This is a genomic window from Guptibacillus hwajinpoensis, assembly GCF_020171785.1.
Taxonomy (GTDB): domain Bacteria; phylum Bacillota; class Bacilli; order Bacillales; family Guptibacillaceae; genus Guptibacillus; species Guptibacillus sedimenti.
On sequence record NZ_JAIVAE010000003.1, the window covers coordinates 288,310 to 303,588 of the forward strand.

The 15,279-nt window shown below is 38.9% G+C and carries 11 protein-coding genes, 7 tRNA genes and 1 riboswitch; of the genes, 2 read left to right on the forward strand and 16 right to left on the reverse strand.

Annotation, left to right across the window (positions count from 1 at the left end; all coding sequences use genetic code 11):
* Positions 1-551: 551 nt before the first annotated feature.
* The 3 genes from LCL91_RS05405 to LCL91_RS05415 form a co-directional block, all read right to left on the reverse strand.
* Positions 552-1,355 carry a phosphotransferase family protein gene (locus LCL91_RS05405; protein WP_224880663.1) on the reverse strand — a complete coding sequence of 268 codons (804 nt, stop codon included), beginning with the start codon at positions 1,353-1,355 and terminating at the stop codon, positions 552-554.
* A gap of 174 nt (positions 1,356-1,529) precedes the next feature.
* Positions 1,530-2,102, reverse strand: coding sequence for a hypothetical protein (locus tag LCL91_RS05410; RefSeq protein ID WP_224880665.1), 573 nt, complete (start codon positions 2,100-2,102; stop codon positions 1,530-1,532).
* A gap of 264 nt (positions 2,103-2,366) precedes the next feature.
* Positions 2,367-3,488 (reverse strand): NAD(P)/FAD-dependent oxidoreductase, encoded by a 1,122-nt coding sequence (locus LCL91_RS05415; protein WP_224880667.1) that lies wholly within the window; start codon positions 3,486-3,488, stop codon positions 2,367-2,369.
* A gap of 160 nt (positions 3,489-3,648) precedes the next feature.
* Here LCL91_RS05415 and LCL91_RS05420 point away from each other — a divergent pair, with 160 nt between their 5' ends.
* Positions 3,649-4,068: a VOC family protein gene (locus LCL91_RS05420; RefSeq protein WP_224880669.1), complete on the forward strand. Its 420-nt coding sequence runs from the start codon at positions 3,649-3,651 to the stop codon at positions 4,066-4,068.
* Positions 4,069-4,570: 502 nt separating this feature from the next.
* Here the strand turns inward: LCL91_RS05420 and LCL91_RS05425 are convergent.
* The 3 genes from LCL91_RS05425 to LCL91_RS05435 form a co-directional block, all read right to left on the reverse strand.
* A complete protein-coding gene (locus LCL91_RS05425; RefSeq protein WP_224880671.1) occupies positions 4,571-5,191 on the reverse strand; it encodes a trimeric intracellular cation channel family protein in 621 nt (206 codons plus the stop codon).
* Positions 5,192-5,287: 96 nt separating this feature from the next.
* Entirely contained in the window at positions 5,288-6,775 is a 1,488-nt protein-coding gene (locus tag LCL91_RS05430) for a UDP-N-acetylmuramoyl-L-alanyl-D-glutamate--2,6-diaminopimelate ligase (protein ID WP_224880673.1), read from the reverse strand.
* A 202-nt stretch (positions 6,776-6,977) separates the two neighbouring features.
* Entirely contained in the window at positions 6,978-8,279 is a 1,302-nt protein-coding gene (locus LCL91_RS05435) for an acetamidase/formamidase family protein (RefSeq protein ID WP_224880675.1), read from the reverse strand.
* Between the two features lie 200 nt (positions 8,280-8,479).
* On the opposite strand from LCL91_RS05435, the gene LCL91_RS05440 reads away from it, so the two are divergent.
* Complete coding sequence (locus LCL91_RS05440; protein WP_224880677.1) at positions 8,480-9,553, forward strand: DUF3900 domain-containing protein; 1,074 nt, start codon at positions 8,480-8,482, stop codon at positions 9,551-9,553.
* A gap of 297 nt (positions 9,554-9,850) precedes the next feature.
* On the opposite strand, the gene LCL91_RS05445 is transcribed toward LCL91_RS05440, so the two are convergent.
* The 10 genes from LCL91_RS05445 to LCL91_RS05490 all read right to left on the reverse strand — a co-directional run bounded on the left by LCL91_RS05445 (position 9,851) and on the right by LCL91_RS05490 (position 15,165).
* The gene (locus LCL91_RS05445) at positions 9,851-10,768 is read right to left on the reverse strand and encodes an HNH endonuclease (protein ID WP_224880679.1); all 918 of its coding nucleotides are present in this window, start codon (positions 10,766-10,768) and stop codon (positions 9,851-9,853) included.
* A gap of 256 nt (positions 10,769-11,024) precedes the next feature.
* Complete coding sequence (locus LCL91_RS05450) at positions 11,025-12,956, reverse strand: fructose-1,6-bisphosphatase (protein ID WP_224880681.1); 1,932 nt, start codon at positions 12,954-12,956, stop codon at positions 11,025-11,027.
* Between the two features lie 283 nt (positions 12,957-13,239).
* Positions 13,240-14,085, reverse strand: a complete 846-nt coding sequence (locus LCL91_RS05455; protein WP_224880684.1) for a bifunctional 5,10-methylenetetrahydrofolate dehydrogenase/5,10-methenyltetrahydrofolate cyclohydrolase — start codon at positions 14,083-14,085, stop codon at positions 13,240-13,242.
* A gap of 41 nt (positions 14,086-14,126) precedes the next feature.
* Positions 14,127-14,209: riboswitch (ZMP/ZTP riboswitch) on the reverse strand.
* A gap of 266 nt (positions 14,210-14,475) precedes the next feature.
* Positions 14,476-14,549 (reverse strand) — tRNA-Arg (locus LCL91_RS05460).
* 95 nt (positions 14,550-14,644) lie between these two features.
* A tRNA-Gly gene (locus tag LCL91_RS05465) sits at positions 14,645-14,718 on the reverse strand.
* A 3-nt stretch (positions 14,719-14,721) separates the two neighbouring features.
* Positions 14,722-14,796, reverse strand: a tRNA-Gln gene (locus LCL91_RS05470).
* Between the two features lie 4 nt (positions 14,797-14,800).
* A tRNA-Tyr gene (locus tag LCL91_RS05475) sits at positions 14,801-14,885 on the reverse strand.
* A gap of 17 nt (positions 14,886-14,902) precedes the next feature.
* Positions 14,903-14,979, reverse strand: a tRNA-Met gene (locus LCL91_RS05480).
* A 14-nt stretch (positions 14,980-14,993) separates the two neighbouring features.
* A tRNA-Arg gene (locus LCL91_RS05485) sits at positions 14,994-15,070 on the reverse strand.
* Between the two features lie 10 nt (positions 15,071-15,080).
* Positions 15,081-15,165, reverse strand: a tRNA-Leu gene (locus tag LCL91_RS05490).
* Positions 15,166-15,279 lie beyond the last annotated feature (114 nt).

Below are 15,279 nucleotides of genomic sequence, written 5' to 3' on the forward strand. Positions count from 1 at the left end.
AACCTTCTTAATGCCAATAATTTCAAAATAATGCGTACAACTCAATCTTTAATTTCAGATAAAAGGAGCCTATCTTTTTAAAGATAAGCTCCGAGATTATGGAAGATGGTGAATTTTGTACAAAAACTTATGATACACTTAGATTAAGTAAGTTCAATACCTAACATTTCTTTTTTCCTCGAACGGAAGGATTAGGGGAGTTTGACTGGGAAATTCTAAAATAAAGGTGGACTTTTATGCTTTGGCTTATGTTAATAGTTATATTTCTGCCTTTTATAGCAAGACGGATAGAAAGGCATTTTCAACGATTAAAAAAAGAAAAAAATGAAATGAAGGATGTCTTCAGTGATTGAGAGAAAATGATATCCAACTTTATTAACCTATTGCTTTAGTTAACAAGAAAAATATACCACAGAGGAACTTCCACAACACTGGAGGTTCCTATTTTTTGTGAAGTATCACATTAAACTTTAACATAGCCATTTAATTAAAAAGAAGCCTATCTTATTACAGATAAGCTCCGAGTTTGTTGAAGAACAAAAAGTGATAAATTAAAAAAACTCATATAACCCATTGGCAAAATAAGCATAATCTTTATCACCGATTATTTTACCTCCATAACCTTCAAAAAAGATTTGTTTATCTATTTCACTTTCAAAAGCATTTGGTTTAGGACGAATAGCTAAAGATACATCACATCTAGGGTCTCCATAAGCTCCACTACTCCAATCTATAACGCCAGTAATTACACCATTTGATACAATTACATTATCAATTGTAAAATCTCCGTGAATTAGAGCTTGTTTATATTCTTTAGGCTTATTTGCTTTCACTCTTTCTAATAACTCATTAGTTCCGTCAACCTTGTATTTTTTTAAGTTATCTTCTGCTTTTAATAACATTTTGTCAAGCCACGGTTGTTCATCTATAAGTTCGTTGGGGCACGGGGTTGAATGTATTTTAGACAAGACTTTTCCAAAGTTAAATATTATTTCTTGGCGTTTAACCTTATTATTCTCGTTGAATAAAGCTTTTCTTAGAGTTTCTCCTTCCACTAAATCAATAAGAGCCCAGGATACAGTATCATTATTTTCTTCAAAGAATTTCTTTACCTTTGGGACCGGTAATTGTGTCTTATTGGTTAAACAATTTAAAATAGTTACTTCTCTTTTTAACATTGAACAAAATTGTTCACCCTTTGTCCTTTTAAGAGCAAAAAGTCCTTGGTCACTTTCGATTAAAACTACATCAGAAGTGTAGCCTTGGCGTGGAAAACTTATAGAAAAAATTTTATTTAAATAATCTCTTATCTCAATTGGAAATTCGTCAATATGTAATGTTGGCAATTCACTCACCCTCCATATACCCCTTCTTCAACTAAACTGTCCATACCTTCAGTACCAATTATTTCAAATTATTTAGAGCAACTCAATAATTTTTTTACATTAATAGGAGCCTATCTTATTAAAGATAAGCTCCGAGTTTGTAGAATAATTCAGCCTAACGTTTAATGTAAGGCGGTGTTATATTTACTCTCCCAAAGCATCTCTAAATTCTTCATCGTTTATATAACGAATGTCTTTCACTTTTCCTTCTTCATTAGTAGAAGCAGTACCCTCAACAGTCATTGTTTCGCTTTGTTCATCTTCTTGGTTAGTGAAAGTAACCTTCACTTTGAAATCATATTCACCCTCTTTATCTTCATTTTCATCAAGTGTAACTTCTCCAACCTCTAACATATAGTTAGGGTGAGCTGCTAGCAAAAACCTTACTCCCCCACTAAGTTTTACTATGTCGTTCTCATAAAAATCATCAGTCACATAAGGCTTGAATTTTTCTTCTCTGAATTCAGTGAGATTTTCAGCCATATCTTCGTTTGATTCTAACATTTTTTCCTGTTCCTCATTAGGACCTGTAAATATGTTTTCCAACACAGTTTGAATGTTTTCTTGAGATTCTTGTGAATTTTCTGCGCTTTCGTTTTCGCTACCCTCTGAACTGTTCGAACTGTTATCCCTTTCTTCGGAGTTCGCGCAACCTACAGCTAATAGAAGGATTCCCAGCATCATAAAAGGTAGAAGGTAATTCTTCATTGTTTTCATTGTTTAACTCCCTCCAATTCTTCAAAGTCATAACAAATTAACCCAAAACACCTAGATATACATCTTAAATAACTAACCGACTTATTCCAGATAACTGCCCGATTACTGAACATCACTCCGCTTTATACAATACCATATTTTCCTATTTAATCGAATGATAATATTACCTTTCTTATGACAGTGAAAACGATCTATTCAGTAAAAAAAGTCCAATTCGAAAGGCCTTTTATGATCAGCCTTCCAAATTGAACTACTTCTTTTGTATTATTGTTTTGAAATCGCTGCGTGAATGTCGTAGTCTGCAGGATCAAGTTCGGTTTCTTTATCAATCGCAAGCCTGGCAAGTTCAAGCCCAAGATATGGACCTACAGTGAGGCCAGAGGCGCCCAGACCATTTGCGGCTAGTAAATTATTCATTTCAGGTACATATCCGAATACTGGAAGAAAACCTGGTGTGAAAGGACGAAAACCTACTTTAGCTTCCAAAAAAGTACTCTTTGCTAATCCGGGAGCAACAGCAAGTGCTTTACTAAATATTTCTTGAAGACCGCCTGCCGTTACGCGCCTGTCCATCCCAGCTTCATTTTCGTGAGTTGCGCCAATGACGACTCGCCCATCGTCAAAGCTTAATAAATACTGGTCGTTTGGCGGCATCACAACTGGCCACTCGCTTGTAGTTTCACCGGGAACCTCAAGATGAACAATTTGAGCTTTTTGAGAAGTGACGCTGAATTTTAGTCCTAACGGAGATAAGAGTTCTTCCGCCCATGCGCCAGCGGTAACAATGACTTTATCCGCTTCAAGGGTCTCGCCTTCAAGGGTTACTCCTGTGATTTCGCTATTTGTTGACTGGAGTTTCGCATCACCATATTTCAATGTAGCCCCATGCATTTGTGCAGCACGTAGAAGCGCCTGTCGAAGCGCTGCGCCATTTACTCGAGCGGCTCCGCTCACAAACACGGACTGATACTCTTCTGCTACGTAAGGAAACATTTTTTTTGTTTCTTCTTCTGATAACTTCTTAATCTCACCTATTTCTGGTGCATCTTCTCTCCGTTTTTTTGCTCGATCCATCATTTTATCTAATTTCGTTTCATCCGTGTGTAGGCTAATTGCGCCTACCTTCTTGTAACCCGTTTCTGTCTCTCCATCCTCCATTAATTGTTCAATTAAATTTGGATAGTATTTTGCTCCACCTTTGGCGAGTCGATACCATATCTTATTTCGGCGTTGAGAAAGCCACGGACATACGATCCCTGCTGCGGCTTCCGTAGCCTGGCCAGGTTCGTTTCTGTCGATAATTGTAACATCTACCCCCATTTTTGCTAAGTGGTAGGCAGTTGAGGCACCAAGAATACCTGAGCCTATAATAATCATTGAATTCATCAGTAACACCTATTTCGTTAAATTCATTTCTTTTTCATTCTACACACAATCATTAAGCCGCTCAAGCAGTTAAAAGACGCTTTGTCTGGAAACAACTTTCTTCTATATAAATTGCTGTCTATGCTAAAATGACACCATTACATTATGAAGGAGTTTCATCATGAAAAAAACATTGGATCATATGGGAATTGCAGTTAGACGATTAGATGAAAGTGTTCAGTTTTATACTGAAGTATTAGGAGGAGAACTATTCGACCGCTATAGCAGTGAAGCTACAGGAGTTGAGAGCGAAATTGCAGTGATTGACCTTAATGGAAGTCGTATTGAATTGCTTATGCCTACAAACAATACAACTTCTCCAATCGCACGATTTATGAAACAAAAAGGAAAAGGCGTTCACCATATTGCATACAGGGTCGAGAACCTTGATGAAGCCCTTAAAGAATTAGAACAACAAAACATCCGTGTGATGGAAGAAACACTGCGTATCAACAAACATGGTAGAAGGTTAATTTATTTAAATCCCGCTGATACAGAAGGGACAATTATTGAGTATTGTGATTATCCAGAAACAAATTAACTTATAATTGAATAAACGCTAGTCGAAAAACAAGAATCATAAATAACAAGAATGTGAGTACAAGAAGTATATTAAGTCTTGAAGGTAAATTATTATTTTGATTGTTTTTATCACTCATGGTAGCTTTCCTCCCGTTGCTAAAATTGTAAAACGATATCGTTCGTGTTATTGCTTCATGATCGTTATGGATTTCATTACAAAATCCTCAGCTCTTTACCATATAGGAAAAACAGCACCTTTACTGAAGGGACATTTTCCTCATCGTTTGCATTTTAGCATAGTTTCACTTGTTACAAACGAGTTTTTTGGATTCAAAGTTATTTTTTCTTCAAACGCTTTAAGGTAAGAAAAAACTTTCCTCTCTATTGCTTGATCTTTTCTTCTTTTACATTATTCGTTTCCACTTCATTTCTTATGGATGGAGAAATCGTCATTATCTCTAGCCATTCAGCCAAATCATATAATGAAAAAAATGCAGCCTAAGCTGCATTTTTTATTCCATCTATGTTTTCGATTCCTCATTATGAATGCTTCTATACGGCAATTTCCATCCATATCGAAGAGAAAGCATGCGGAGGAACACTATGGTTCCAAACAGTAACATTAATGGAGGTAATTCTTTCGGATAACCAAGGCCGATTAACAGACCAGCCATCATCGCCCAAACAGCATAGACTTCTTTTTGCAACACCGTTGGTTTCCTTCTTGCTAGAAGATCACGAATGATCCCTCCACCTGTTCCTGTCATAGCAGCAGCGACCATGGCTGCAATAAAAGGATGTCCCATCTCTTCAGCAAAGAGTGCACCCTGGATTGCGAATGCTGCGAGACCAATCGCATCAAAGAAGCTCCCCCATTTTTCCCAGTAATAGTTAATCCAGCTAGCTGGAAAAACAAAGATAACGAGAATTGTAGCGATCGCAATCATAATAAGAATATCTTGATCCCAAATTGAAGATACGGGCACACCTATTAATAAATTCCGGATAATTCCTCCACCAAATGCCGTTGCAAGTCCAAGAACGATTACACCAAGAAAATCAAACTCTTCTTCTAGTGCGACCAGTGCGCCACTCGCTGCAAAGGCAATCGTACCGATAATATTGAGAATTTCCCAAGTCACACCATTACGCCCTTTCACGATCTATTGAAAGTTAAAGTGTACGTCAGCTTTCGCGTGTTAGCAACCCTTAATAAGAAAAAACCCCCAGCTGGAGGTTTAAGAAGAAAGATGATAGTGCATTTCGATTAAGTCTTCATCTGAATGTGGAATTTCCTTTCCTTTTACCATTTGCGCGCCGTTGATACATCCACTCGTAAGGAGAATAATATCGTGGTCACGTCCAAGCTGCAGTGACTTTAAGACACCTTCACGTCTTGTGTGTGTACGATAGATATTCGGAGCATTTGGATTCAAAAATCCGGACATCACCTTATCAACAATGACTGACGGCTCATGATAGCCTGGATGGTCCACGGTTACAATCACTTCATCTGCCCTACCTTCGATCGCCTTAGCCATTTTTGGCATTTTTTCAAAATCTCTTATTCCAATGCCTGCAATCATCACGATTAGTTTCCGATGGTCTATTTTTTTCACTTCATCAACGAGACGAGTAAGAGCGACTGGTGTATGAGCGTAATCCAGAATAATCGTTTCACGATTAGGCCCAGTTATGACTTGAAAACGACCTTCAGGACTTTCTAATCGCGGTAGCACTCCTATAATTTCGGATAATGAATAACCTAGTAAGAGTGCAGTACCAACAGCCGAAAGAACATTCGCGACATTATAGTCAGCAAAAACCGGTACAAACACATCATACGACTCACCATGTGAAACAAGTCTAAAAGATGTTCCATTTACTTGATAGCGAATGTCAGTAGCGATGAGGTCAGCCTCAGCATGTTGGTTTAAGCTATAGCTTACGATTCGATCGTTAAAGGTTTGGATCAGTTCGCTTCCCATTTCATCATCTACATTCACGACAGCTGCTTTTGCTTGATCAAAGAGTTTCATTTTACAAACTTTATAATGTTCAAATGTATGGTGGTATTCCAGGTGCTCAGGAGAAATGTTTGTATGAATGGCTACATCAAAATTTATTCCATCAACTCGGTGTTGATCAAGGGCAATCGAAGAAACTTCCATTGCGACTGCCTTATCTTCTACATCGACTAAATCATTGAATATCCGATGGAGATCGAGTGATTCAGGTGTAGTAGGCGTGCTTTTTTTGTAAGGAATCCTCTTCTTTGAAGACCAGATACCTGTTGTGCCAATCGAACCCGCTGGTAAACCAAGTAAGCTTAAAAGAGACCGAACATAAGCGGCAACTGTGGTTTTTCCATTTGTTCCTGTTACACCAACCGTTCTTAACTTCTCATCTGCGGCGTCGTAATATTGTTTTGAAAAGGAAGCCATCGCTTTTCGAACATCATCGACAAGAACAAATGTGCGATTTGGATAGCTGTGTGAAAGACTTTGAGTAAGATCCTCTCGGTCAGCTATGACAGCGACGGCTCCATTTTGAATGGCGTCTTCTATGTATAAATGTCCATCGTGATTCTCACCTCTTATCGCAAAAAACACGGAAGACGGCTCTGCATTCTTTGAGTGAAAAGTAAGTTGGGTAATCGTTTGATGGTCTGGACCATCAATTTGAAAAATAGATGGATAGTGAAGTTTTGAAAAGTTAATTTTCATGGTGAATTCCTCGCTTTAGCCGTATTATTTACTTTTACTGGAAAATTTTTAAAACGAAAGTAAATAATCTAATTTTACTTAAATTCCCCATTATTGCTTGATAAAAAACAATGACGTTACATATAGCATACTCAATTTAACCTATTTTTCATTCATAGGAAATGAACAGACAGCCTTGAAAAACAGCTGTCTGTTATTTCTATTACTTTTCTGTATGATAGTGATTACGAACAAGGTCGGTTAGGCTAAGTTCATCTAGAAGATGGACGGGAACTAAAAATGTAATCGTCACTACGCCTGGGTGCCTCCCGATTTCGATTGAACCTGTAATCGTTGCACGGTTCATTACCTCAGGAACGGTAATGCCTAACGTGTCAGCTGCACGCTTCAGTCCATTATCTGTTGCCTCATTAAGATCTGCACCGGTTCCGATAAAAGATAACGGTAATGACTCTTCTAATTTTGAAACACCGTACATATTCGCCACGCGCTTGGCTGCTTCTCTTTCTTTTGTAGTAAATGGCTTTGCCAAATGCGGTAGATCTTCTACTGCAGGGAGTAAAATAGGTCCTTCTATCGTCAGGTCCTTAATAACGATCGCTTGAAGATTTACAATACCCGCAACATCAGCTGTATGACCTGCGATCTCCCCATTCCCTTGCATAGCATGCATGTCCCCGATATAAATACCTCCACCAGGTACTTTAACAGGACAAATTAATACCGCTCCTTCTCTAACACGATTAATATCCATATGGCCGTCTGTCCGATCTTTCAATTCCTCTTTTGTCACACTATACTCATGAGGTGCATCAATTAGAAATTGACCGAAATCTCCGGCATTATGTGAATCAGGTAATGGGCGGGAAGGCGTTGTTCCAAGCTGGCCGAGAAAAGGACGTAGTCTTGCCATCGTTCCTACTAGATCACTTGGTCCAAACGTAACAATTGGATTTTGGACAGAGTTTTCAGGAGTAGCCATAAAGGATTTACCGTTTTGAGCTATATGAGTGGCTGCAGCTTCATCTACCGTAACACCAACTGTACGATCAGAGTCAAATGCCATTGTATAACCATTCGTAAAAACAAAAGGGGTTACATCTTCTCCACAATTCGAACAGCGAATCGCCTCTGGTCCAGTTCCTTCAATTTTCGTATCAGGATATAATTCTCCACACCCAGGGCACTTCACCGCTACGAACGGATCACCAACAAACCTTCCATCAACAGGTTGATCGTTTCCCGAAGACGTTGCCATTGAAGTAACCTGAACCGATTTAATGCGTATTGCAATTGCGTCCCCTACTTCAGCACCTTCTACAAATACAGGCTTTGTCACTTCATGTCCTCCACGTAGACAAGGGGTGATCATTGGTCCCCAACATCCAGGTGCTGTATTCGCAACGATATGACCACCGTCTTTTAACGGTCCAAGCATTTCTTTCGAAGGATCTAGTATTCCATTCGTGAATTCATTAACAAACACTGTTTGTTTTGCTTCCATTCCCTCTCCCCTTTTCATATGTATTCCTTTCTTCATTATAAGAGTAATGTCGATTCATGTAAAAAATTAATTGGCTAAAAACAAAAAAACTTTGAATTCGAAGCTTTAATACTTTCAAAATTGGCTTATTTTGAAGTGATTGACGAATTCCAAAACGTTGCCTATACTGAATAAACGCAAACATAGAGACGGGTGATGAAATGGAATTTAAAATGCAGTATCTTTCCTTTTACTTAATCCAAATAGAAGGAAGCGGAGAAAGTGAAGAACGACGCTATAAGCATTATCAAACACTAGATGCAGATAGCTATGAAGAAAGCTCTCTCAAAGACTTTCTCGATGGTGAATTAACGAAAATTATGAAACGAAAAGTGGATCGTCATGCTAAATCTGAAGGTGCTCCTACCAAGATTGGCCGATTTATTGTCGAACCTGGTCATGAGCTAACATCCAATCCCAACTATAATTTATTCGACCGCACCCGCTACGCCGAATCTGCGGATGATTTTGAAACATCTACTGACCAAATTGTACAGATGTATCTTGATACAAGTGCGATAAGAGGCGGGGTTTTGATTGTTGCGACTGCTAAATTAACAAAACTGTTCGATGATCCTTTTCTTTTCATCTTAAAATGTGACTTCGAACCAAAAGTGGCTACCATCACTGACGAAGATACGCTAATTCAAAATGTTGAAATGGCGATTACGACAAAAAGCATGAAATCGGTCCAGTATCCCTATATGCCAGAAGAAGGCATGATCGACAGTGCTGAAATCAAAGTCCACCAGTCTTCTCACGCACGCTACTTTGAAGATTTCTTGAAATGGGTCGAATATGAAAAGTCGATGCCTGAAATCGTAAAAACGCAAACGATGGGCATGGTCCAGGAGCACATCCAGGAGACGTATCAGGAAGAAAGTGAAGAACGAGAAGAGTTCGAACAGGCGATAGAAGAATGGTCTCAGAGTCCGAAGCGTGAGCTACAGGAGCGCTTTACGACCGAACAGGTCGTGGAAGCTACTTCACAAATCGTGGAACACTCCCCTGACGTTGAGTGGAAGCTGAAGCTTGACCACGTATCCGTGAAAGCGATGCTGTCTGACTTCGGTGAGTCGATTCATCTTGCGAAGGTGAACGGAAAGTACGTACTTGCGATTGAAGCCGATTCAATTACGTTTGAGAAGGGCTTTTCCCCTGTCGAGTTTCATAAACCTGATACGCTTCAGGAAGTCGTGGAGCGGATTTATAAGAAGAATGAGAATGAGTCATAACAGAAATAATAAATAGCCTATTCGTTATGGTAAGTGTATTAAGTATGAAAGTTGGCCGTTATGAAACGGATGAGACGGAATCCAAGGAATGCTTCCAGATCGGATAAAAGAAGATATTGAAATGATCCAACACGATATTCCGGAAGCTTTCTGGGATGTATTATTACAGAAGGGATTTATCTCTCCTGATGCCTCTTTTACTTTTACCTACTACGATTAAAAAAGTATCTTAACTAAACAAAAATGGACTTCTCTACTGGAAGTCCATTTTTGTTTATATACTTTAGCCTAATAAACTTACTTCCTCATCCTCTTGCGTTTGTGCCACTTAAAATAGACTTTATTTTCAGGATGAATGCTAATTTTTTTGCGTTGATTTAATCCGTACATGTTATAGTCATCTTCTTGAATACTTGAAGAAATGTGTAAACGCCCCTGGCCATCAAAAGCAATTAATCCCTCCTCATAAAGAGCGGCGTGGTTTTGACAAAGAAGCAACCCATTAAAAGGATCCAATCGCTCGTCGTTTGAGCAATCCTTCCACGGCTTAGCATGGCTTGCTTTAAGTAATTCCGGAAGTTTAATGGCACAAAGAGCACACTGACCTTCCCATAACGGAGCAACTTCATTGCGAAACTTTAACTTTCCCCATCTCATTTTCATTTTCGCTTCTGATTCTGTTTCCGTAATGATCGGTATTAATGTATTACGTTCTGTTCTTCTAACTTCATCTACGGTTAACTCTAATTGTTCTTCATTTATACGATAAAAATTGGACTCACTAATTAGCTCAAGCAGCTTAATTGTTAGCGCTTCATGACACGGGTATAAATAGCCGGGATTTCCACTTGCATCAAATTGAAATGGTGCGTATTTAAGAGGTAATAAAGGCGAAATTTCTTCAAATTTCTCTTTTACATTTAGTGGAACGTCCAACTCATGGTACTCTAGCGCTACTAAATATCCTTTATCGGCTACCGTTTGATGCGATAACTTTGACGGTCTCCTCTCCTCTTTACAGTCACTCTTAGCAAGGCTAACCGCTACAATCTCTCCTTTAACATAGTGGAAAATAGGATCTCCTTTTTTGACTTCTTTCAGCCTCTTCCACGAGTGAGGCTCTTGGCCGCCCCTATCTTCTTTCGGTGACCAGATCACCCCTGCTTCTTTTTCTTCAACATATGTATCTCCTTGCATGACAATAAAACTATTCATCTTTCTTCCTCCAACTTTTGAGCGTATTTCTCTAGTTGTTATTTTCACAATGAAAACCGTATTCATTCATACGTTATCCAAGTTAAAGTATATTGGTGATTTGTGAATCATTCAAGTTATTGCGTCTCTTAAATATATGTTAATGGGTTACAACTCTATAAAAAAAAGACCGAGCAGACTACCCAATACAAAAACGAAACTAACCAATAATGCAACGACTTTGTTGGTTAGTTTCGTATAAGAGGTACACATACAACTAATTGATATACCGATATTCCATCAATCGATTTAATATATGAACTTCCTGCAAGATCTCTTCTCCAATATTAGTTTCACGAACTTTTTTTCTTTCTAATTCCTTATCTACTAATCGTTTTACTGACAATACATCTGCCCCGTGTAATAAAACTTCTTCTTTAGAATTAAATAGCTTATGAGCAACAAGCTGCATGCCGTAAGAATTAAATAATAACGTGTACCCCGCAATACCTGTTGTTGATTGATAAGCTTTCGAGAAACCGCCATCAATGACAATCATCTTGCCATTTGCTTTGATTGGATTTTCTCCATCAATTTCTTTCACAGGCGTATGTCCATTTATAATATGCCCTTGATCTGGATTAAGATCAAATTCTGCTAAAATCTGGCGACAGATCTCTTCTTCTTCACGCAAATGGTAATAGGGATTTTTTCTTTCTTTATGGCTCTTCTTATCACTTATAAAATATCTCTCAAAAGTCGTCATTTCTCTCTTACCGAACAGAGAAGAATACTCGCCCGTCCACAAATACCAAACCATATCCGTCGAAAGATCAGCTGTTTCTTCAGGATGTGCGAAAGCATGGCGTAAATAATCCTCAAAAATATCAAGTAATTCGCGACCGGCATACGTTTTATTTTCGATATTCATTTTTTCCATATTCCCATTCTCATCGAGAGGAATACATCCATGAATTAGCAGATTACCGTTGTATCTAAGATAAAGACTGCCTTTTTTCATAAGGAAGTTCATATGCCTAGCAAGCTTTTCGGAGTGTTGTACTGAGAACAATAGCTTGTTGATGACTTCCTCTTCCTCCTCTAATAGCTGGTCAGGTTGGTCTGGATTAATGGTTGAAAAACAGGTGTTTTCTAACGGATACGTTTCCCCATGAATTGTAATGGTGTTTTCTTGATAATCAATTTTCTCTAGTAAAAGTCTTTCTGACATATTAAAGTAAGATCTTCTCTTGATGATTGGACTCTCTAGTTTAAATTGTATCATCGTGATCGCCTGATGTATTTTCGTGATCTGACATTTTTCATGACTCGTTTGTTTCTCGTCAGATTCTCTCTTTGGCGCAAATGCGGGATTATTATCATAATATTTTTCTGCGAGATTCAGTAAGGGCCTCAGATTTATGCCATAAACATCTTCAATGATTTCTAAATTGTTGTATCGAGCACAGATACGGATAATATTTGCCAGACATACTTTAGATCCTGCAAACGCACCAATCCATAGAACATCGTGGTTTCCCCACTGAATATCTACAGAATGATAGTGAATAAGCGTATCCATAATTTTGTCAGGTTCTGGTCCTCGATCGTAGATATCCCCCACAACGTGAAGATGATCCACAACGAGTCGTTGCGTTGTATAGGCAAGTCCGGTGATTAGCTTATCCGCTTGGTTCAGAGAGATAATTTGTTGAAGTATTTTATTATAATAAGGCTCCTTATTCGTAAGATCAGCCGTTTTATAGAGAAGCTCTTCAATGACATAAACAAACTGAGTAGGTAAAGCTTTACGTAGTTTGGATCGTGTATATTTGGAAGAGGCATACGAGATGAGCTTTAGCATACGTTCAATCATCACCGTATACCATTCGTATAATTCGTTTTCACTACTAAAAGAATGTTTAATTAGGTTGATTTTTTCTTCTGGATAGTAAACGAGCGTCGCAAATTCGTTTAACTCATCTTCTGGTAATTCATCTTTAAATAAGTCAGAGATTTTCTCTTTTACTTTACCTGAACCATTTCGTAGCACATGTTGAAAGGCTTGGTACTCCCCATGTAAATCACTAACAAAATGCTCAGTTCCTTTTGGTAGATTCAGAATGGCTTTAAGGTTGATGATTTCAGTGACAACTTTTTCTTCACTATCATATTTTTGGGCAAGTAAATCCAAATGTTTTGTGTTCAAACTAATGTATCCCCTTTCAAATTACTGCAAGGTTTAAGATGAGAACGATTGCAACTACCCTTACTAGGATTCTTTATCATAAATGATTCTTTACATTGATAGTAACATATTTTTGAAATACTAGAATAGAGAATAAAGCAGTACTCTACTACCTCATATGAAACGAATGACTTGCTACACTGCAAGTTTCTCATTTAATGTAAAAGGTACAAAAAAAGCAGTTCCATTTGGAGTACACGATAGCATGCGCCTCCAACGAAACTACTTTTAACTTTACTTCTATTTATTGAACTGTTTTTTCAGCTGCATCAACGGTATGTTTTAATAACATCGCAATTGTAACTGGGCCTACGCCGCCCGGTACAGGTGTAATATAGGAAGCTTTCTTCGCAGCCGCTTCATATTCCACATCACCGACGTTTCCTTTGTTATATCCAGCATCCAGCACGACAGCTCCTTCTTTAACCCAGTCCCCTTTAATAAATTCCGGTTTCCCCACTGCAGCAATAATGATATCTGCTTGCTGCACATGCGAAGCAAGGTTAGTGGTTCTAGAATGACAAGTTGTTACTGTTGCATTCTGATTTAATAAGAGGGCAGAAACTGGTTTACCTAAAATTGGGCTGCGGCCGATTACAACAGCGTGCTTTCCTTCAGCTTGAATATCATAGTCTTCCATAATTTTCATGATTGCTGCAGGAGTGCAAGATGGATAAGTACCAAAGCCAAGAGCTGTTTGGCCATAGCCAGCACTCGTTACACCATCAACATCTTTTTCGATCGCAATGGTTTCAAATGCAAGACGTTCATCAATTTGAGATGGGACGGGGTGTTGAAGCAATATACCATGCACAGATGGATCCTGGTTTAACTCTTCAATTGTCTGTACGAGCGTTTCAGTTGTTGTTTCTTCAGAGAGGTGAATTTTTTTAGAGGTAATGCCTACCCGCTCACACGCATTGCCTTTCATCCTTACATAGGTCTCAGAAGATGGATCATCTCCAACAAGTATCGTAACAAGGCTTGGTGTCACATCATTTTCTTTAAGAGATGCGACTCTTGTCTTTAACTCTTCTTTTATGCGATTAGCAACTGCTTTACCGTCTAAAATTTTTGTTTCGTTTGTCATATAAACTCCTCCTGAAAATTGGTAAAGAATGAGTTATCTCATTACTTCGCCCAGACGACCGGCATAGTCCGTCACAGCTCCCCTGTGGTTACTTCCACAATTGTCGCCAGTTACTGCAACGAATGATTTCTACGGATATAGTAGCATAAAACATCAGAAAACGAAAGGAAAACTGAAATACCAACCACTAGAAGTGAACAAAATCACCTAAAACTCACCTATCGTTCGTGTATATTACCGTAATCGTCTTTTAGGCAAAGTGCATCTATTTCGATTATGATTGTTCATTTATACTTTCGAACCGGATCCTGAACTTGCTTATGAAAACCATAATAATTTGGCGTAAAATTAAAAAACCTCGAATAGATTTACTAGTCGAGGTTTTGGGTATGCGCCTTAGAGGATTCGAACCTCTGACCCACAGCTTAGAAGGCTGTTGCTCTATCCTGCTGAGCTAAAGGCGCATGATATGAAGAAGATTAACTCATCTAATCAACAGTATATCACGTTTTATAATCGCATGATAAGTGTAATCTGAGATTCTTCTTAAATTATGTAATGGAGCGGGTGATGGGGATCGAACCCACGACATCAGCTTGGAAGGCTGAGGTTTTACCACTAAACTACACCCGCAAATGGCTGGGCTAGCTGGATTCGAACCAGCGCATGACGGAATCAAAATCCGTTGCCTTACCGCTTGGCTATAGCCCAATCATGGTGGAGGGGGACGGATTCGAACCGCCGAACCCTGAGGGAGCGGATTTACAGTCCGCCGCGTTTAGCCACTTCGCTACCCCTCCATAATGAAATTGTAATATGGTAGCGGCGGAGGGGATCGAACCCCCGACCTCACGGGTATGAACCGTACGCTCTAGCCAGCTGAGCTACACCGCCACTTACATTATGTATGGTGCGCCCGAGAGAAGTCGAATCCCTAACCTTCTGATCCGTAGTCAGACGCTCTATCCAATTGAGCTACGGGCGCAAAAAATATATGGTGCGGGTGAAGGGACTTGAACCCCCACGTCGTAAGACACTAGATCCTAAGTCTAGCGCGTCTGCCAATTCCGCCACACCCGCATGTGCTGTGCATCAGCGACGTTTAATAATATACCATTAGATCGTTTATAAAGTCAATTGTTATTCTAAAAAAACATAGATTTTTTTTTGCGCAAAGAGTGAAAGCGTTGACAG